This is a genomic window from Mucilaginibacter aquariorum, assembly GCF_024498135.1.
Taxonomy (GTDB): domain Bacteria; phylum Bacteroidota; class Bacteroidia; order Sphingobacteriales; family Sphingobacteriaceae; genus Mucilaginibacter; species Mucilaginibacter aquariorum.
The window spans coordinates 71696-92679 of the sequence record NZ_JANHOH010000006.1 but is presented as its reverse complement, the minus strand read 5'-3'; the positions used below and the strand labels follow the sequence as shown (position 1 = coordinate 92679).

The 20984-nt window shown below is 43.2% G+C and carries 16 protein-coding genes; 4 read left to right on the top strand and 12 right to left on the bottom strand.

Translation table 11 applies throughout. The features are described 5' to 3' along the window. Positions 1-3: 3 nt before the first annotated feature. Together NPE20_RS19380 and NPE20_RS19375 are read right to left on the bottom strand one after the other, a co-directional pair. Positions 4-1965, bottom strand: coding sequence for a T9SS type B sorting domain-containing protein (locus NPE20_RS19380; protein WP_256540354.1), 1962 nt, complete (start codon positions 1963-1965; stop codon positions 4-6). Positions 1966-2072: 107 nt separating this feature from the next. Beyond that, positions 2073-4028, bottom strand: a complete 1956-nt coding sequence (locus NPE20_RS19375; protein WP_256540353.1) for a T9SS type B sorting domain-containing protein — start codon at positions 4026-4028, stop codon at positions 2073-2075. Between the two features lie 143 nt (positions 4029-4171). On the opposite strand from NPE20_RS19375, the gene NPE20_RS19370 reads away from it, so the two are divergent. Both NPE20_RS19370 and NPE20_RS19365 read left to right on the top strand, forming a co-directional pair. Further along, on the top strand, positions 4172-5485 hold the full coding sequence (locus NPE20_RS19370) for a PQQ-dependent sugar dehydrogenase (RefSeq protein ID WP_256540352.1): 1314 nt from the start codon (positions 4172-4174) through the stop codon (positions 5483-5485). 74 nt (positions 5486-5559) lie between these two features. Then, positions 5560-7641: a TonB-dependent receptor gene (locus NPE20_RS19365; RefSeq protein WP_256540351.1), complete on the top strand. Its 2082-nt coding sequence runs from the start codon at positions 5560-5562 to the stop codon at positions 7639-7641. Between the two features lie 100 nt (positions 7642-7741). Here NPE20_RS19365 and NPE20_RS19360 read toward each other — a convergent pair whose 3' ends face one another. Then, complete coding sequence (locus NPE20_RS19360; RefSeq protein ID WP_256540350.1) at positions 7742-10297, bottom strand: family 20 glycosylhydrolase; 2556 nt, start codon at positions 10295-10297, stop codon at positions 7742-7744. Between the two features lie 72 nt (positions 10298-10369). Next, positions 10370-11293 (bottom strand): cobalamin-binding protein, encoded by a 924-nt coding sequence (locus NPE20_RS19355; RefSeq protein ID WP_256540349.1) that lies wholly within the window; start codon positions 11291-11293, stop codon positions 10370-10372. 341 nt (positions 11294-11634) lie between these two features. On the opposite strand from NPE20_RS19355, the gene NPE20_RS19350 reads away from it, so the two are divergent. Both NPE20_RS19350 and NPE20_RS19345 read left to right on the top strand, forming a co-directional pair. Further along, positions 11635-12261, top strand: a complete 627-nt coding sequence (locus NPE20_RS19350) for a LysE family translocator (RefSeq protein WP_256540348.1) — start codon at positions 11635-11637, stop codon at positions 12259-12261. Between the two features lie 252 nt (positions 12262-12513). Next, the gene (locus tag NPE20_RS19345; protein WP_256540347.1) at positions 12514-14292 is read left to right on the top strand and encodes an SGNH/GDSL hydrolase family protein; all 1779 of its coding nucleotides are present in this window, start codon (positions 12514-12516) and stop codon (positions 14290-14292) included. Positions 14293-14351: 59 nt separating this feature from the next. Here the strand turns inward: NPE20_RS19345 and NPE20_RS19340 are convergent, their stop codons facing one another. The 8 genes from NPE20_RS19340 to NPE20_RS19305 all read right to left on the bottom strand — a co-directional run bounded on the left by NPE20_RS19340 (position 14352) and on the right by NPE20_RS19305 (position 20863). Continuing rightward, positions 14352-15050 (bottom strand): hypothetical protein, encoded by a 699-nt coding sequence (locus NPE20_RS19340; protein WP_256540346.1) that lies wholly within the window; start codon positions 15048-15050, stop codon positions 14352-14354. 80 nt (positions 15051-15130) lie between these two features. Beyond that, a complete protein-coding gene (locus NPE20_RS19335) occupies positions 15131-16198 on the bottom strand; it encodes a DUF2157 domain-containing protein (protein WP_256540345.1) in 1068 nt (355 codons plus the stop codon). A 122-nt stretch (positions 16199-16320) separates the two neighbouring features. Next, positions 16321-17271: a bifunctional riboflavin kinase/FAD synthetase gene (locus NPE20_RS19330; protein WP_256540344.1), complete on the bottom strand. Its 951-nt coding sequence runs from the start codon at positions 17269-17271 to the stop codon at positions 16321-16323. 67 nt (positions 17272-17338) lie between these two features. Beyond that, positions 17339-18052: a tRNA pseudouridine(55) synthase TruB gene (gene truB / locus NPE20_RS19325; protein ID WP_256540343.1), complete on the bottom strand. Its 714-nt coding sequence runs from the start codon at positions 18050-18052 to the stop codon at positions 17339-17341. Positions 18053-18101: 49 nt separating this feature from the next. Continuing rightward, complete coding sequence (locus NPE20_RS19320; RefSeq protein WP_256540342.1) at positions 18102-18776, bottom strand: hypothetical protein; 675 nt, start codon at positions 18774-18776, stop codon at positions 18102-18104. Between the two features lie 65 nt (positions 18777-18841). Further along, on the bottom strand, positions 18842-19636 hold the full coding sequence (locus tag NPE20_RS19315; protein ID WP_256540341.1) for an undecaprenyl-diphosphate phosphatase: 795 nt from the start codon (positions 19634-19636) through the stop codon (positions 18842-18844). Next, entirely contained in the window at positions 19636-19899 is a 264-nt protein-coding gene (locus tag NPE20_RS19310; RefSeq protein WP_256540340.1) for a DUF3098 domain-containing protein, read from the bottom strand. The genes NPE20_RS19315 and NPE20_RS19310 overlap by 1 nt, the downstream gene beginning before the upstream one ends. A gap of 85 nt (positions 19900-19984) precedes the next feature. Next, complete coding sequence (locus NPE20_RS19305; RefSeq protein WP_256540339.1) at positions 19985-20863, bottom strand: cell division protein FtsX; 879 nt, start codon at positions 20861-20863, stop codon at positions 19985-19987. Between the last annotated feature and the right edge of the window lie 121 nt (positions 20864-20984).

The window sequence follows — 20984 nt, the reverse complement described above, 5'->3', positions numbered from 1 at the left end:
ACGCTACCGCACCAGCAATACCCAGCCCGATAGGTTTGGGGTATCATTTTTAAGATCGATAACATAGTAATAGGTGCCCGTTGGAAGCAAAGCCCCGTTAAGTTTTCCGTCCCAGGGTTTGCCGTAACCCTTGCTCTGAAAAACCTGTTTCCCATTGCGGGTATAAACTGTTATAGTGCCCAGCGGATAGGTTTCTAAAGCTTCAATATTCCATATATCATTTACCCCATCGTTATTGGGGGTGAAGGTGCTGGGGATAACAATCTTTTGGTATACCCTCACAAATACCCCATCTGCATCGGTACCGCAGCCATTGGTTGATGTTACGGTAAGCAGGTAGGGCATATTATGCGGTGGCGATGCCATGGGCGTTGGCGAATGCGGATCGTCCAGGTAATCGGGCGGCGACCAGGTATAAGTTGCAATATCCCCTGTTGCGGTGCCATCCAGTTTTATGGATTGCCCTTCAAAGATCTTTTTATCATTACCTGCATTTGCAACCGGCAGATCAAGCACCTCCACCCGTATTTGCGTGGTGTCGGAGCAAGTAGTAATACTATTGGTTGCAATAACGGTATAAAGCGTTGAAATATTGGGGCTGGCCATTGGGTTGGATGCATTCGCATCTGATAAACCTGTAGCAGGTAACCAACTGTAGGTATACGGGCCCGCTTCATTTACGGATGCCGTTAACCGGGTACCGCTGCTACCTTTACAAATGGGCTGGATCGGGTCTATAGTAACAACCGGTTTGGGGTTAACCGTAACAGTTACATCCCGGAAGGTTGAACAATTTGCCGCGGATATTATCTCTACCTTATAGAGGCCTTTATCAGCCATGCTTGCATACGGTATTATAAGCGGGTTTTGGGTAATTACCGAACTATCAGGCAGTGTCCATTTATAACTAACACCACCTGTTGCCGGTAGCCTTAGTACATCGCCCTCGCAAACAGGTACCGGGGGAAATTCGGGTGGGTTTGGATAAGAAGTTACCTTTATGGTAACAGGATTAGAATACACGCGGCAGCTTAAAGAGTTAATATTACCTTCCTCAGCAACCACTAAACGGTATTGGTAATTACCTAGTTGCGATGGATGAGGTGGTATAATAAGTGTTGTATTTGTCTCATTAGTTATATTAGCCCAGGTATAGCCATCATCAGTGCTGTTTTGCCATTGATAAGCAGGTGCAGTATATTCCGGCCCAACATCAGCTTTTATTGTGTCTGTTGCCATATCTCCCTCGCATGCTTTTTGCTCTGTTGCAGTTGCCTTACCATCAAACCCGGCCTGCACAATTGGACCGTACGGCCTAAAGGCTATATCATCCAGCAAAAGATCGTTACCGTTGCCGCCCGGAGCATCATTAACCATTTTTACGACAACCGCGGTCTCACCGTGCGGTGTAGTAATATAGGTGGCGTATTTAAGCCAACCATTGGGGTCGCTCGTTGCGTGTACATCTACAGTATAAGGAAAACCAATACGCTCGCCACCCAATGTTTCAAAAATAAAAGAGATCCTTGGCTCTATAAAGCCATTTTGACCAGCCTTGATCAGGTTCAAGATATAAGCAGAAAATTCATACTTAGTATTTTCACATAGGACTCCAACATTCGTCCCTTCAATAGTTGATTGTTTACTAAAAAATTCTTTCCCTTTTGCAGTATCTGCATTCACTACCATCATATAACCATCATTCCCGGTGTGGTCTTTTAACACCCTATGCCAGGTATCATCATGGCACCCGGTTTCGGTTTTTGACAGCGAGTAACTACCATCCTCGGGGCATGAACCTGCCACATAAGTATAAGATGTTATGGGAAACTGGGGCGTATTTCCCGACCCAAAATCGAACGTAAATACCGGGTCGCCTAAACTGCCCGGGGATACCTGTGCAAATACCGGCGCACTAAAAAGCAGCAAAAGTACCGGTAAAAAAAACTTCAGTTTAAATTGCATAGGTGCTGTTGTACAAACAGTAGGGGCTCAAAAATATATCTTTTTATCAATGTTGTATGTGTATTGTACAATTAGCTCAAATTAAATTATTTAATAGGATATTGCCACTACCGTACCAGCATTACCCAACCCGCTTTTTTTGGCAAATTATTTTTAAGGTCGATAGCGTAATAGTACACCCCGGCCGGGAGTTGTCTGCCCTGATAAATTCCGTTCCAGTGTTTTGCATCGCCCACAGTCCTGAACACCTCATGTCCATCCCGCGTATAAACAGTAAGCACGCTCTCGGGATAGGTAATTAACTTATCAATATTCCATATATCATTTACGCCATCGTTATTAGGTGTAATAGTTGTGGGGATGGTTAGTTTTTTAAACACACGCACAAAAACGTTATCGCTTGCCGTCCCGCAATTGTCGCTCGATTCGAGGTGGAGGGTATAAGTTGTGCTTTCGGTAGGGTTTACCACAGGCGTAAGCGATGTAAGATAGCTTGTATTATCAGACGATGTCCAATAATAATTAGCAATATTACCGGCAACAATTGCGCCATCAAGCTTTACGGCGTCTCCTTCTTGTATAGCCTTATCTTTACCGGCATCTGCCTTTGGCTTTTTAATTACCTTAACCGTAACTGTTCTATATTCTTCGCAAGCGCCATTATTTATTACAACATTATATTCAGTAGTAATAGTGGGGCTGGCCATTGGTTTAGCCACGTCATCATGGTCTAAACCGATAGATGGTGTCCATTTATAAGTTGTGCCCCCGTTAGCCCCTAATTGCACGGCATCACCTTCGCAAATTATGGGGTTTGTATCGTCCACTGCAGCAAAAATAGGTTTCCCTACAACCACCCACGTTTGGGTTATAGATGTGCAGTTATCCCCGGTAATAACCACTATATAACGGCCTTCATTACTTTTTGAAGCATTAGGTATCTCTAAGAAATGCTGCCCAGAAGTGCTGTTATCAGGCAATGTCCATAGAAAAGAGGTACCGCCGTCAGCATGTAACGACAAATTTTTTCCTTCGCAAACCGATATTGTATCAGGAAGCGTAAAACTTGGGTTTTTAACTACATCAATAGTTATGGGCAGCGAGAATGTCTGGCAGTTTAATGATGCCCCGGGCGCGCTTAAAATCCCTATACGATACTGATATTTGCCAACGGTGGGGTTTTTAAATTCTGTTGCCAGGTTAAAATCTTTACTTTTTGCCCCTGTGATGTTTGTCCATCCGGCGTTATTAATGTTTGATTGCCACTGGTACTGCGGCGAAGCAATGTTATGTACAAACGACTTTAAAAGGTATGTTTGGGGGCCGGCATCTAAACACTGGGTTTGTGTTATTGCCGCAGGGCCAGCCACAGTGCCAATACCAATATCTATTACCGGGCCATAGGCCTTAACGGTAATATCATCCATGGCAAAATCGTTACCAACTGTACCGGTCAAGGCATTATTACTTAGTTCTATGGTAACACCTTTTCCATCATTAGGGGCGATAAAGTCTACATAGTATTGCTTAAAGCTATCATCCGGGTTAAGCGGGCCTGTATTATAAGTAGCTAAAACCGCACCGGTAGATGATTTAACGGTAAATTTCACATCGGCATCAACATATCCGTCAGGCCGCGGCATACCTATGTTGATATTGCTTAGGTAAGCGGCGAACTGGTATTTTGCACCGCCGCAAAATTTACCTCCCTCAATAATACGGGTATAATATATTACAGGCTTGCTATCCCCATTTACCATCATTAAATAGCCAAATGGGTTTGTGCCGCTGTGGTCAAAATTGATGGTTTTAAAACTATCCCCGTAGCACCCTGCCGAGCTATTCAGTATCAAATATGCCCCCGGGTTTGGGCACCTGCCGCCGTCGCCGCCCGCCTTCATCGTGCTGTAATCATCGTTCAGCGGGCGGCCTACCGGTGTATAATTAGTACCAAAGCCAAAGTCTTCGTTAAGCACAGGGTCGCCCAGGCTGTTTTGCGCCCCCACCTTTAGGGTGAAAAATATGGCAAATACCGATAATAGCAGGCATTTATTGGTTAGCATTGGTGCTGATATACAGGCTTATCCAAAAATATATTTTTTTGTCAGATTATTGCCTTAATCTTTGTAATAAAGGCATTTACACTTAGGCAGTTACAAAACAAATAAATATGCCAATAGGTTATTTATCCAGCTAAAGCACCATCATGAAAACTTATTTACTATATATAACCGGCATTGTTTTACTGGCGGCGGGTTGTAAACAAAAAAAGGCAGATCAAACTAAGGCCGCGGCGGTCAATACACCTACGAAGCAGGAGGTTAAGCTCCCGGCACCGTATGGAACAAAATCGGTAAGTAATTATTGCAAGGTGATTGGCTGGCCTGCAGGTAAAATGCCGGTAGCTCCCACCGGTTTCAGGGTTAATTTATTTGCTGATAGCTTAAGGAACCCACGCAATATTTATGTGGCCCCTAACGGGGATATTTTTGTATCAGAAGCTAATACCGAGGTTAAAGGGATAAAAAAGATAGGTGCCAAAATAATAGGTGTAGCTGCATCGCAAAACCTGGGCAAAAGCGCCAACCAGATCTCTATTCTTCGCGATAGCAATGGCGACGGCATCCCCGATAAACGGGAAGTATTTTTGAGCCATTTAAACCAGCCGTATGGTATGCTGATTTTAGGCAACTCGTTTTACGTGGCCAATACCGATGGGCTTTGGAAATATGATTATAATACCGGGCAAACAAAGATCACTACACCGGGTAAAATGATATTGGCTTTACCTGCCGGTGGGTATAACAACCACTGGACACGCAACCTGCGCGCCAACAGCACGGGTACAAAGATCTATATTTCGGTAGGTTCGGGCAGTAATGTTGCCGAACATGGCCTGGAGAACGAGATGCGCCGTGCCAATATACTCGAAATAAACCCGGATGGCACAGGCGAACGCATTTACGCAAGCGGGTTGCGCAACCCTGTAGGCATTGATCTTCAGCCAGGGACGGATGTGTTGTACACGGTAGTTAACGAGCGTGATGACCTGGGTGATGAACTGGTACCCGATTACCTGACCAGCGTAAAGCAAGGCGGGTTTTACGGCTGGCCATGGGCATACTTCGGCCCGCATGAAGACCCACGATTGAAAGTTAAACGGCCCGATATGGTGCAGAAGACCCTAACCCCCGATCTGTCTTTAGGCCCGCATACCGCATCGTTAGGCCTGGTATTTTACAATGGCAATAAGTTCCCGGTAAGGTATAAAAATGGCGCGTTCATTGGTCAGCATGGCTCATGGAACAGGTCGGTGATATCTGGTTATAAAGTTGGTTTTGTACCATTTGTTAATAATAAGCCAGCCCCGCAAATGGAGGATTTTTTAACCGGCTTTGTTGCCAATTTAGAAAAGCGGGAAGTGTACGGACGCCCGGTTGGCGTGGCTATAGCCAAAGATGGTTCGCTACTTGTTGCCGATGATACCAGTAACCGCATCTGGCGCGTTAGTACTGAATAAAGCTTTGTAATATTTTTGACAAGGACGGCCCAATAATGTGTAAAGGGCTATTTTTACGTAGTTTAGCCCTGCTTATGACAAAATGTTACTTAACCTTACTTTCTTTAATAATTATTACCGGTAATGCCTTTGCCCAAAGCAAGTCTGCTACAAATAAAACCGATACTTTACGCCAGTTAAAACCCGTAACGGTTAAAGCCTATTTATCCGAACAGCCTGTACTGAGTGTACCGGCATCTGTTAGCGTATTAGGCGCATCGCAATTAAAGCTACAACCCGATAATTCTTTTGTTACCGCGCTGAATACCGTGCCGGGTGTGCGTGCCGAAGAGCGGTCGCCGGGTAGTTACCGTTTATCATTAAGGGGCAGCTTGCTGCGTTCGCCATTTGGGGTGAGGGATGTGAAGATTTACTTTGATGAGATCCCCCTTACCGATGCAGGCGGCAATACTTATTTAAACGCTATCGATATTGGCAACATACGCCATATAGAAATTTTGAAAGGCCCCGATGGCAGTTTGTTTGGCGCTAACTCGGGCGGTGTGGTTTTGCTTAGCCCCGTTAACCGGGCCGATAGTAATTACCTGTCGGCTGGGATAAGCGCAGGTTCATATGGTTTGTTTCACGAGAAGGTTTCGTTACAAAATACCGGTTCAAAAAATCGGTTCAACTTTAATCAGTCGTACCAAACTTACGATGGTTATCGCCAAAACAGTCGCATGCACCGTAACTACTTGCAGGCAGGCGATGCTTACCAGTACGGACAAAAAAGTGAGCTGAGAGCATTAATTATGTACTCCGATCTGGATTACCAAACTCCCGGCGGTTTAAACCTGGCGCAGCTACAGGCTAATCCACGGTCGGCAAGGCTACCAACTGCGACCCTACCGGGTGCTATTGATCAGAAGATCCGCATTAATACCAAATTGCTTTTAGGTGGGCTGGTGAATGATGCCCAACTAACCGACCGTATCCGTAACGTACTTGCCGTTTTTGGTAACCATGTAGATTTTGCCAACCCCTTCATCACCAATTATGAGCAACGCAGCGAAAATACATATGGCATGCGCACCTATTTTGAGCTGACTGCCATCCCGAAGGAAAACTTCGATTGGAAGCTGAACCTGGGTATGGAATGGCAGCAAACAAATTCCCTTATCAGTAATTACGATAATAATGCCGGCGAAAAAGGCGATGTGCAAAAGATAGATAAGATAAACACGGGGCAGCATTTCTTTTTTGCCCGTTATGCGGCCGATCTGTTTAAACGCCTGCATGTAGAAGCAGCGATAAGCCTGAATTATTACGGTTACAAATTCCGTAACCTGGAGCCGCTTAACGAGACTGATTTTACCAACCGCAGTTTTGATGCTGTGGTGATGCCGAGGCTGGCCCTATCTTACAAGATAACTAACGATTTTATATGGCGCGGATCGGTTAGTCGCGGGTACTCAACACCTACCACTGCCGAGATAAGACCGACAAACAATATCATCAACACGGGCCTGCAGGCTCAATTAGGGTGGAATTATGAGACAGGTTTCCGTTTGAGGAACAAGGATGAAAGCATGTTCCTGGATGCATCTGTATTTTATTATAAACTGGATAAATCCATCGTTCGCCAATTAAACCCGGACGAAACCGAATATTACATCAACTCCGGCGGCACCAATCAGCCCGGTTTTGAGCTGGCTTTTACCGATTGGCTTATCCGTCAGAATAATACCCAGTTTATCCGTGGCCTGCAGTTCAACACATCGCTTACGGTTAGTCGTTTCAAATTCAGGGATTATAATGTGATAGGCGCAAATTATTCAGGCAATCGTTTAACGGGCGTTCCGCGCGAGGTTATCGTATCGTCGATACAAACTTTGTTTCCGCAAAACTTCGCTTTGTTTGTGCAGCATAACTACACTTCACCCATCCCGCTTAATGACGCTAATACGGTGTATGCAGCCAAATATCACCTACTACAGGCCAAAGCATCGTGGCAGCACGGCATCAGCCGTAAGGTTCGCTTTGAGCTTTATGCCGGGGCTGATAATTTGCTGAACCAAAAATACAGTTTAGGCAACGATTTGAACGCTGTGGGTAACCGATACTATAACCCATCGCCCCCAAGGAATTACTTTTTTGGGGTGAATGTGAATATGTAGTCCATTGTCAATAGACCATAGTCCATAGCTGAACTTTTATGGTCCTACTATTGACAATGGACTAAACCTATCTATGGACTATCGACCATGGACTATGAACTTACATCGCAGGATTCTCTTTATTCTGCACCTCGGCCACATTACCCCCTCGCCCTTTTACATCAAACGCGCGAAACTTGATAATGCCATTGGCAGGGATAGGGTTTTCATAAATCGGACTATTCTCATTAGGCTCTTTACCGTTGGTGGTGTAGCGTATGGTCATCCCCGGGAATTGAATATTGCTTTTATATTTTCCATCCTCCAGAATAACACCCGGTTTAGGGATCCTGAAGTTATAACCACCGTTGTAATAAGCCAAGCGTGGCAGCTCGCGCTTGCCCAAAATATTCAGGAATTTGCTCCAATCTGCGTTGTATAATTCGCGGGCTTTAAGCGTATCGCGCTCGGTAGCCCATGCCGGGTCTTTTGCCCAGGCGCGCTCAGCCAAGCCTATCAGCTTAGGGAAGATCATATAATCCATGCGCTCGGGCGTTTTCACCGTTTCGGCCCATAGCGCGCCTTGTAAACCTATAATGTTGGTTTTACCATAATCTGTTAAGCGCTGTTTACCTAAAAACAAATTGCGATTGATAGGTCTGCCATTTTTATCTACGTCGGCATTTTTAAAGTAATCGTAAGGGATAAAAGAGAAGAACTTATCTATCCCCAAAAACGCGCCCCAGTAATAACCCGGCTCGTCGTACGATTTATAGTTGGCCATATCAAAGTACAAGTTGGTTACACAGGTAAGCACCACTTTGTAGCCGCCGTTTGCCAGTTTGTAAGCCAGATCTTCCTGTCCATCGCCCAAAACATTGTTCCATACATCCACCTGCATTTTTTCGCCTAAAAATTGTGGGTTAGGCACATAAGTACTTTGCCCATCGACAGCGGTTTTGCGCAAGGCCATTTCTTCCCAGCCGGACAGCCTGATATTACGTTTCTTCAGAATATCGTTCACACGGCCATAAAAATAATACCACAGGTCGCCGGTATTTTGTATTTCGGGGTTGCTTGCTTTTAAAGCCAGGTAGGCGGGTGATTGTTCCCAAACATGCGCGGGTACCTCATCGCCCCCAAAATGAATGGCAGGCAGTGGCGCACCGGCTTCTTTGTAAATATTTACGAGGTCGCCAACAACGGTTTCTATATAGTTATAGGTTGATGGCAGGGCAACATCAATTACGTTATCATTCCAGTATTGCACCGAGCGATAGTCTGATTTATCATTCAGGTCACGCAGCAAATTACGTTCGGCACCGGCTTTATCACCAGCGGCAAGCAAGCGATCGTAACGCACATCCATTGCTTTGATAGATGCACGGGCATGGCCGGGGGTTTCAATTTCGGGCAATACGGTTACGTGGCGCTCGGTGGCATATTTTAAGATCTCGATATAATCGGCTTTGGTATAAAAACCAGTACCGGCTGTATTGGTAAAGTCGGGACCAGAACCATGCGATGCCGGCAGAAATGCTTTGCTATCCAGCGTATGCCCGCGTTTAGAACCAACGGCAGTAAGCTCTGGTAATGACGGGATCTCTATCCTCCAGCCTTCATCATCGGTAAGGTGCATATGTAGGGTGTTCAGCTTGTAAACCGCCATCAGGTTGATGAGTTTAAGCACCTGTTGCTTGCTTTGAAAGTTACGTGCTACATCCAGCATTACCGCGCGGTACGGGAAACGGGGCTCGTCTTTTACGTTGATGCACGGAACAGGGATGCTGGCCTGGGCCTTCATCCACGGCGAAGCAGAAATAGAAGTTTTGAACGACTGGATGCCATAGAACAAACCCGCCGGGGTTGATGCCGTAATGGTCATATCATTTGGCGTGACGCTTAATGTATAAGCCTCCGCACCTAAACTTGCATTTTTCTTAAAGATGATCTTTTTATCCTTTGATGTGCCCTTTAACTTGCTGCCTAATAGTTTTTCCAGTCCGGTTATAAAGTAACGTTTTTCATTAGCAAACAGCGGGTCGCTTACTATGCTCACCGCGTTGGTTATAACAAAATTGCCAGTGCTTTCAGTATAGCTGAGCGGCGTAGGGATTATTTTTTGCAGTTGCGATGCCTGGATATCCTGAATGATCTTGTTTTGGTTATACAATATCTCGGGTGTAATCAAGCCCTGGTAAGTTGGGATGTATGGTTTGATGGTAAAATCGCCGGGGGAATACCCTTTTGTTGGTTCGCTGTCCCAAACCAGGTATGGGCCTTCAATAGCATCGGTAAAGTTTACTACCGGGGCCTCGCATATATACTCAATGCGGATGCTTTCGCCGGGTTTTACATCCTGCATTTTATCATTGGGATTGATGCTGTATAAGTCGCCGTTTACCTGTAATACTTTGGCGTTGCCGCTAACCGCATCGGCCGTAAAATTACGAGACGAGTTAAAATAGATCTTCCAGCCGGTGGCAGGTAAAGTTTGTTTACCCTTATTGGTGATGGTTAAAGCCGTTAGCGCCTGCTGCTTGTTCTGGTAATTGTTATCTACAACTTCCCAGGTCAGGTGCAGGTTTTTAACATCAAAATTTGGCACATCGGCCATAACTGCCACAGTTTTTATGCTAACCACGACAAACAACAACAGGGTAGAAAAACGACGCATCAGATTTATATTTAGGGTTTATAACCGTAAATATAATAATTTAAGATGTGGAAATACTTTTTAAAATATTTTTTAAAGTGCAAATTTTATCCATCCGTCGCCTTCATATCCAAACGCGAATTGTTTGGGATGGAGTATTTCGGCCAGTATTTCAACAGAATCTACAATGCGCGGGCCGGGGCGGTTAAAGTATTGGTTACCATCGGCAATGTAAATACGATTATTTTTCACGGCCTTTAATTCGCCAAAACCGGGCTGTTCCAGCAGGATATTTATTTCGCGCATGGTACGCTCAATAGAAAACCCGCAAGGCATTAACAGGATAACTTCGGGGTCGCTTTCGCGGATGTTATCCCAGCTTACATAAGGGGAATGTTTGCCGGGCTGCGCCAATATAGGTGTGCCACCTGCTATGCTAACCAGTTCTGGGATCCAGTTACCGGATATCATCATGGGCTCCAGCCATTCTACACAGGCAACAGTTGGCTTATTCTCCATAAACTTCAGCTTATGGCGGATAATGTCTACCCGTTCGTTTAAATCTTCCAACAACCGCTCGCCAGCTTCTTTTACATTAAGGGCTTCTGCTACAGTTTTTATATCGTTAAATATATCATCCAGACTATTGGGTTGCAGGGAAATGATCTGCGCTTGCTTATCCAGGTAGTTTTCCAGCGCCTGCTCCACTTCGGTTAATGATACGGCGCAAACTTCGCACTGGGCCTGGGTAATCACCACATCAGGCGATAGCTCTTTTATTACCTCGCGTTTAACGGTGTATACCGATAAGGCATCGGCCAGTATCTCTTTTACTTTTACATCGATATCGGCGCTGCTTAATCCATCAGGGAAGTTTGCTTCTGAGCAGATGGGCAGGTGCGTAATGCTTTCAGGATAATCGCACTCGTGCGAACGGCCAACCAGGCTGGCTTCCAATCCTAAGGCACATACTATCTCGGTAGCGGCGGGTAATAATGAAACTATTTTATGAGACATTTTTTTCAGTTTGCAGTTTTGAGTTTGCAGTTTGCATGGCTTTATGCCCACTGCCTACTACAAACTGCCAACTTAATTGCAGTGCAAATATGCGAAATATAGAGGAATAGTTGTCAAAGACGCGAGGTATCGCGTCTCTACGGGATACAATAAAGTAGAGACGCGATACTTCGCGTCCCCTGCCACGCCGTCCCATGCGTTAGGGATGGGAGCGGATACCGGCCCTGCGCCTAATGCCCGTGCGCGTATGAGCGTAAAGCCCGGCCGAAGGCAACGCTCAAATAACATTCCTATAAGTTCATCCTGATATTATTGCCCGCTAAAATATTACCTTTGCGTAAATGATATTCCTAACCTTTTTCATCGGGGTAATTGCCAACTTTATAGGTTACGTACCGCCCGGTAATATTAACCTTACGTTAGTACAGATCACCATAAACAGGGGCATGAAACAAGCCCTTCAGTTCATTATAGCTTTTTCATGTGTCGAATTCTTTTTTACCTATGTGGTAATGCAGGGCGCTAAATGGTTATCTGAAGAGGTTAGGCTGGATACCATTATTGACTGGATAATGGTTGTACTTTTTGGCACCCTGGGCACAATTACCTGGCTAAACAGAAACAAACCACCAAAAACAACATACTCTAACCATGCCAGTATCAAATACGGCATTTTGCTGGGCTTTATAAACCCTATGCAGATCCCGTTCTGGATGGTTACCGGCACCTACCTGATAACGCACGAATGGATAGAAGACAGCTGGCTGGCCCTAATTATCTTTAGTGTAGGCTCGGCAGCGGGTGCATTTATAGCCCTGTTTTTATACGCCAAATTTGCTAAGTATTTGCAGAGTAAGTTTGAACTAAGTACAAGGGTTATTGATACCAGCATTGCCATACTGTTTTTTGCCTTTGCTGCTTACCATGTTTTTAAGCAGGTGTACCTGGTGTTTTTTAAGCACCATTAATCCCCCGATCCCCTGAAAGGGGGATTTGAAAACGTTTGAAGTATTTATTCGGCGATAGCACGGTTTGTGAATAGATCCTTTGTTCCTCAGGATGACAAATTAAAAAGTTGCCGTTCAAAATCTTATTCCATGCTTGTCGGGAGGCAGGGGCGGTGCTCGGGTAATTAATCAGGCGCCAGCAGTTACACAGGCGACACGCTGTCGTTAATCGACTTTGATAATTGACATACAATTTAACCTAACCATATCACGATGAAAAAAATAACACTAACGCTATTGGCCGCTTTTACAACGCTTGCGGTTTTCGCTCAGGAGCCGGCACCGTCAAATCCCGATGCTGTAAATAGTCAGTTTTTTGTAAAGGTAGTTAATGGCGATACGCTGTTATATCACTATAAGGGGCCCCAATATGGTTGGCACCGGGCGGCTAAATACAGCGACTTGAAAAACTATATACCTAAAAGTAATGCGCAAATAGTTGTAGGAGATAGCACCAGGCGCATATCAGTAACGTTTGTAGGAACCAGCATAACGTATGGAGCCGGGCCGACCGGCGCATATGGCGTTACATATCCCGATAGTGGATATGTACTTAAATACAGCAACCTGCAAGGGATTAAAACTATTAACTATGGGCTAAGCGGCCGAACATTAGTACAGTTAACAGTTGGTGACAGCTCAGCATATTCTAAGCGATTTCTAACACCAAATTATACGCCGGGGTCATATATCGCCTGTGAATGTGGTGTTAACGACGCTGTAAAAGATAGTACGATATATACGCCGGCTGTTTATAACACACAATTAACAGCCTGGGTAGACGCTCAATTAAGTAAAGGATATCCGGCTGATCATATTGTATTAATTCCTTCTATAGCTTACTTTAATCCACCAAGCCAACCATCATCAGGGCATATAGAAAGCAGGCACGCTCAGATATTAGCAGAAGCACAAGCTGTTGCTACAGCAAAAGGAACGCTCCTATATGACGGATTTGAAACATTTAAAACATTGTGGTTGGCAACACCAACACTATTAGATGCAGTAGTATTACACCCCACAAATACCGGTAGTACGATAGCCGCAAATGGTTTATATAATTATCTAAAAACATATATATCAACTATCTCAGACAACAACCCGGCCTTAAGCATTGCTGGTGCCGGTGAGTCTTATTGGGATTTTACTGTAGGTAATGATTTAAAGATTAAAAAACAACCCTCTACATTAGCACCAAACTCCCCACAAAAATTTGTTGGTTATGATGCTATTGATAAAAAGATTAAAATAAAAAACGTTTATGCCTCCGACGTTTATAATATATGGGGCGCTTTTTATACCACTGGCAATACTGACGCGCATAATATAGCTAATAATATGCCTGGCTTAGTCCCGCAATTACAGAACGGCAATACTCATACCAATATGCCTTATACCAATAGTGGATCATCTCAGGTAATGAATATAGAATACTTAAGCAAAACAGGGCTTGGTAATTTATTGAAGATATACTGGCCGTATACAACTTCACAGTCTATTAACAACGGTATATTTTTAGAGCCGAGAAATGGTGGCACGTGGGGAACTATAAAACATATTGTTCAAACTACCGGTGTGGGTATGCCTGCGGCCGGACAAGTGCCAATTGGCAACGGGGCCTCTGATTACACTAATAAAACACTCACCGGTGATGTAACTGTTACAAGTGCAGGGGTGACGGCTATTAAAGGCTCTGTAGCATTGGGAGGTAACCCAACAACAACAACACAAGCAGCAGGCACAAATAATACTACCATAGCTACAAGCGAGGCATTATTTGCAGAAAGGGCGGCAACAATCACCCTAACTAATAAAACCCTTGCCACGCCTAAATTAATCGGGTATACAGTTGCTGCTTTACCAGCCGGAGCTATTGGTATGATGGCCTATGTAACCGATGCCACTGCACCCACCTATTTAGGGGTTTTAACTGGTGGTGGCACAGTAGTAACCCCCGTATTTTATAATGGTACAGCTTGGGTAGCCCATTAAAAATATCAATATGATCCACTTGTCACATTAAAGCCTGCGTTTTTTGTACAAGTGGATTTTCATGGTTTTATCTCCTGAAAGAAATATATACTCGCCCAAATTTCTCTTTTGGTGGTTCGGTAATCAAAAAACACAGCCGAACACAAAATAATTAAGCCACAAATAAATACCCCCTGAAGCCTGTACAGGTGAAACCCATATTGAAACATCTGGCTTATTTGATGCCCGTCGATAAAATGGTATTTAATATATAACATAAGCGGCGACAGCATTAACGAATAAGTTGCGCAATACAGAAAGTTTAGTAACGCCAGCTTCTTATCCATTTCGCCCTGAATGATCAAGGTTTGATTATTTTTTGATGCCCTTCGCAAATAAGTTTGATTAAATAACTCAAATCGTATATTAGTAACACTCTTTGATTTAGCGTCGATGTCTTTAATATCTTTTCTTGCCACCTTAAGCCATGCCTTTATTTGATCTTCCAGATCGGCAGGTACCTTATGCCTTATTTTGTAGATCCTGATACAAATAATATGAAATAACCAATCAAACAACGACTGGTGAATTGAATAGATGAGGAGGCCGAGCATGCAGGCAATTGCAAAGAGGAGCCAGGGAGATAACAGAATTATGTTATGAAAATAGGCGTTGCACTTGTCATCTACATAGCAAAGTACAAGCACCGTTACAATGCCCGCTATAACATATCGTAAAAGGATGTTTAAATAATCAGCAATACTTTTTATTTCATTCATCACCTTTAAGATTATGCCCGTTTAATTGTTATTAAATTTCGTGCATAATTCTATAAATTCCAAATGAGTAATACTAACATTTATGCCTCGCTATCAGCGGCTTGTGTAGCTTTCACATTAATGTTCCAGATTTTTTCGGCCTTGCGTCCAATTAGCCAAAACGACAGCGCGAGGATAGAAAAGAATAGCGTTTTGTTGGTATGGTCCCAAAAGTATTCGAAGTATTTGGTATAAAGGAATATGATCAAAAAGGTGATACCAAACTCGCGGGCTATTACATCTTTATATTTTAAGCCGTACAACAGGAACGCACCCGCCACAACTCCCGAGATTATCCCCCAGTAGAACAGGCTGATCTGTTTGATTTGCCACCAAACATCCAGGCTGCCATAGTTACCAAATATACTCAATAACCAAAGCGACATAAACAGGTATAGCATCCCTACCACATAGGTAAGTTCCCAATAGTAAGCGAACCATTTTTTTCCTTTTAACAGGTGGCAGGCACCTACCAGTAACAGTCCAAACAGCACAAAGCGCAGCGGATAATTCATGCCCAGAAAATACAGCGCCCAATTGGTTTGATAACCTGTTTCGGTACCGAACCAGCTACCCAATGATACCAGCGCGAAGAGCCATATCAATCTTGAATTCATCCGATAGGCCAAAACGCCATATACAAATACCGATATCAGGAACAAAATAGAGTAATGACCTGATCCGTTATCAAACGTTTTGCCCAGGTAGGCTATACAGCTGGCCGTACAAAAAACGCCTAAAAAAATGGTAGCTTCGTTACTAAAGATCTTTTCAGGATAAAGCCTTTCGCGCCTGCGGCCCAAATAAAACAAGACGGCGGCTGCAACGCCCGACAAAATACTGATGACAATATCCGGTGTATCATACAGGTTTTTTATCCAGTTGATAACGGCGTCGTCAACAATGAGGGAACCAATGGCAATAGCGCCGCAAAACAGTGCCACCCAAATAGAATACTTGGCGAGGCGCATCCAGTCGAAACCTTTTACTTCATAGGAGTTACGCAGCTTTTCGGCCTGGGCAGCATCCAATAAATGATTTTTCTCCCAATGGGAAATGGTGTCATTCAAAAACTCACTTTCCTGCCTGTCGATATTTAGTTTAGCCATTTATTAATAGATACGAGTACTAATTTATGCGAATAAGTGAAAGTAAACAATATTAATTCACACTTAATACAGTCAATATACCCGGAAAATATAGCTTATTTATGAAATTGAGGTGAAAGCCGTTAGGTATTAAATTGTGGACCATCAATTACTAACAGCGCCAAAACATCCTCTTTATCCTTGCCCAATTGCACCACCAATTGCTCCAGCGATTCAAACTTAACATCGCCGCGTACAAAATGCAGAAACTCCATACGGATCTGCTGATTGTATATTTCAGCGCTAAAGTCGAAAATGTTTACTTCGATATTCCGCGTCATGCCGTTAACCGTTGGGCGGTGGCCGATATAAGCCATACCTGAATATTCCTTACCCGCGACTTTTACCTTCACGGCAAATATGCCATCGGCAGGGATCAGCTTATAGCTTTCTTCGATAAGTAAGTTGGCAGTTGGGTAACCCAGCTCACGACCCAACTGATCGCCGCGGATAACTTTACCGGTAATAAAAAATGGATAACCTAAACATTCATTGGCTATGTGGATATCATTAGCCAGCAAAGCCGTACGGATACGGGTAGAGCTGATGGCTACATCGTTTATATCCTGCTCGGGGATCTCAACTACTTCAAAACCATAAACCGGCGCTAAGGCCAGCAGATCATGCAGGCCGCCTTGCCTGTCTTTCCCAAAACGATGGTCGTAACCTATCACTATGGTTTTGGTACCTATTTTATTTACCAATACATCGCGGATGTAACCTTCGGCAGTTTGGTTAGAAAAATCCCTTGAAAATGGTGTGATTATTAAATGATCAACCCCTAATTGTTCTAACAGTCCGGCCTTTTCGTTAATGGTGTTGATGAGCTTAAGGCTTTCGTCCTCGGGATGCAATATCATCCGCGGATGCGGGAAAAAAGTAAGGATAACCGTTTCGCCACCGGTAGCTGCAGCTAGTTCTTTTATGCGCGATATAATTTTGCGGTGCCCAATATGCACCCCATCAAAAGTGCCAATGGTAACCACCGCGTTTTTAACTGGTGTAAATTCATCAATATGATTATAGATCTTCATCGTGCCGGCACAAAGGTAAAAGGACTAAGCAGAAAGCAGAAAGGTTTTTGTTTAATCTGTGTAAGAATTATAATCCTGTTAAATCAGGGGCTGACTTCAATGCGCGTATTGTATCTACCAGTTCCAGTATCTCGTGGGCATCCTCTATCCTGTAATTACCACTTCTGGTGCGCCTTAAGGCCGACATGTAGGCCCCGTTATTCAATGCGGCACCAAAATCGTTTACCAGCGACCGGATATAAGTCCCTTTACTACATACTACACGGAAATCAACTTCCGGCAATTCAATTCGGGTTATCTCAAATTCTGATATGGTAACATTTCTCAAGCGCAATTCTACTTCTTCGCCGCGGCGGGCTTTTTCGTAAAGGCGCTCGCCATCAATCTTTATGGCTGAGTGAGCAGGTGGATATTGTTGAATATCGCCGGTGAACTGTGCGCATGCCGCTTTTATTTGTTCGTCGGTTAAATGACTGGTATCAAATTTTGCTTCGGGTTCGCTCTCCAGATCGTAGGTTGGGGTGGTTGCACCCAGTACCATGGTACCGGTATATTCCTTTTCTTCTGCCTGGAAAGTATCAATCTGCTTGGTCATTTTACCGGTGCAAATAATAAGCAGGCCGGTAGCCAGTGGGTCGAGCGTGCCTGCGTGGCCTACCTTAAGCTTTAGCGGCTTAAAGGCATTACGCAATTTACCTACCACATCAAAGCTTGTCCATTCGAATGGTTTGTTGATGAGGAGGAGTTGCCCGTCGGCAAAGTCTTGTATAGATTGAAACATCTTATTAAAAATGCAAAAGTAGCCTTTAAAAGCCAATAATTTTAACCCATCACGGATCAACAACTTTGGACAAGTGCTTATATTTGTAAAATTTGAGCGTTTTATTCGAAATATTTAATTTCACATACCCGCCCTTAATTCCTAAATAAACCTCATTATCGTTTAAAGCGGCAACAGAGTTTGGGTATAAAGATTCCCAAAACATGCCTTTGAAAATGGTTTCACACTTTTCATTTTTAACTATGTAAAAGTTACCAAATCCAGCCACGAAAATTTTGTCGTTTAAAATAGTAAAACTTTCAGGTGCATCTTCAAAATCTAATACTTTGTCATAGGAAAATTTATTGCTTTGTTTATTTAATTTATAAAGACTACCACTATTGAAAGACATATGAGCAAGTCCTTCGAGAAAATATATTTGATTTTGAAATTTAAAGATTTTAACGATATTACCACCTTTAATTGTATCGGTTGAGACTCTATTTTTGTAAAGCAACACTCCACCCCATTCGCCACGGTTAATACCGATTAGTGTCCCACCTTCTACATCAAGTTGAGTTTGATGTCGCTCTGTGGCTTTACTTATTGCAAGTACATTATTCACGATGACAACCTTGAAACTTAGAGGCGCACGATTAAGCTCCAGCCATTCCTTTGTGGGGTATTTTGGTGGCATAACCTCACTAAAGTCGTCAGTTTTATATTGTTGAGTATATCCACTCAAATAAAATAAAAAAGTTAAGCTTAACAGAAGAGTTTGTTTAAGATAGGGTTTTAAGAAAACCATATCTATATCACCTGTAAATTATGGCCGCTTAGATAAAGGGCAATAATTACCCCTCCTACTAAAATACGGTACCAGCCAAATAACTGGAAACCGCGGCGCTCTAAAAAGTTGATGAATGTTTTAATAGCCAACAGGGCTACTACAAATGCAATAACGTTACCAATAGCCAGTAACTTAATTTCTTCGCCGGTAATTGTGTGGCCTTCTTTATAAAAATCGTATAGTTTTTTGGCTGTAGCGGCAAACATGGTTGGTACTGCTAAAAAGAAAGAAAACTCGGCAGCGGCCTTGCGACTTAGCTTTTGTGCCATACCACCTACAATAGTTGCTGCGGAGCGGGAGGTACCGGGTATCATAGATAAACACTGGAAGAAACCGATCTTTAGAGCGGTTAAATAGCTTATCTCTTTTTCTTCTTTAACATTGGGGTTGTTAAACCATTTATCTACAAAAAGCAATATAATACCGCCAATAAACAAAGTTATACCTACAGTTAAAGCGCTTTCTAATAAGGCATCTATTTTTTTACTAAATAGCAGACCAAATACCGCCGCTGGTATAAAGGCCACAAACAATTTGTAGTAAAACCCGATGGTTTGAAAGAAGCGTTTAAAGTATAAAACCACTACGGATAATATAGCCCCTAACTGTATTGCAACTGTAAATAGCTTTACAAAATCATTGCTTTGGATACCCATTACAGATGAAGCGATGATCATATGACCTGTTGACGATACCGGCAAAAACTCCGTGATGCCCTCGATAATAGCAAGGACAATTGCATGAATGATGTTCATTATTTACCAGTAGGCTTCCTTAAAATTGCGTAAAAACCTAAGCCAAAGCCTGCAAGCACTACTATTGGCGCTATTACAATTTTTGTAGTGCTGTAAATATCTGTAGTGCCGCTCATTAGCACAAAACCAAATGCAACCACAGCTATGCTGATAATTAACCATTTGTAGTTTTCTTTACCAAATATAAACTGACCCGGCGTAGTGGTATTTGTTACCGGTGCCTGTGTTTTGCTTGCAGCTGTTTTTGATTGTTGCAGTGCCATATTTTTAATTAGTGAATTGTTGAATTAGTGATTTAGTGACTGGCACTTAGCTGCAAATAAACTAATGAACCAGTGAACTAATGAACTATCTGTATAGATCGTATATTTTTAAACGTAAAAACTTATTAACCGCCAGGAACGTGCTAAAGGCTGATATAAATATGCCCAGGGCTATTATACCTAAAAACACAATACCAAACTCAGTGTAGTTTTGCAGTATAACCAGATCAGGGATCTGTTTGTTGGCCAGGTACAGGGTGCCAATTAATATCACTACTGATATTAATGCGCCTAATAACCCGTGCCAGATACCATAAAGTATAAATGGCTTGCGGATAAACCCTTTTGTAGCACCTACCAACTGCATTGATTTGATCAAAAACCGCTGCGAATATATGGCCAGTCTGATGGTGTTATTTATTAATGCTACCGATAGGATAATAAATATCCCGGCAAAACCCAGTATAATTAAGCTGATGGAAGTAAGGTTGGCGTTCATTTGGTCTACCAATGATTGTTGGTACTTCACCTCCTTAACCAGCTTATTCTTCATTAGCTCGGCTTTAAATTTCTCGATGCCGGCATTGTTGGCGTAATCTGCCTTTAGGTATATATCAAGCGATTGAGATAGCGGGTTGTAACCCAAAAACTTCACAAAATCTTCGCCCAGGTCTTTTTGCAGGTTGCGCGCGGCCAGTTCCTTGCTTACGTATTGGGTTTGTTTTACCATTACGTTTGCGTCCAGTTGCTTTTGCAGCTGCAGCACATCGGTTTCGTGGGCCGAATCATCCATAAAAATATTCAGCACAATGTTTTCTTTTACATAGCGCGACAGGTTATTGGCATGCACCAATATAAGCCCCAGCAGCCCTATCATTAATAAAACCATGGCAATTCCAAAAACGGTAGATATGTATATCGTTTTTGTTTTTTTTGCCGATGCGCTTGCTTCAAATTCTTCCATGCGTTTTAATAGATAATTTGCGAAATTAACAAACCAGCCCTAAAGGTAAAAGTTTATGGCGTATAATTAACAATAATTAACGAAGGGTGGCCGCTTAGTCTTAAAACCGTCATTGCGAGGT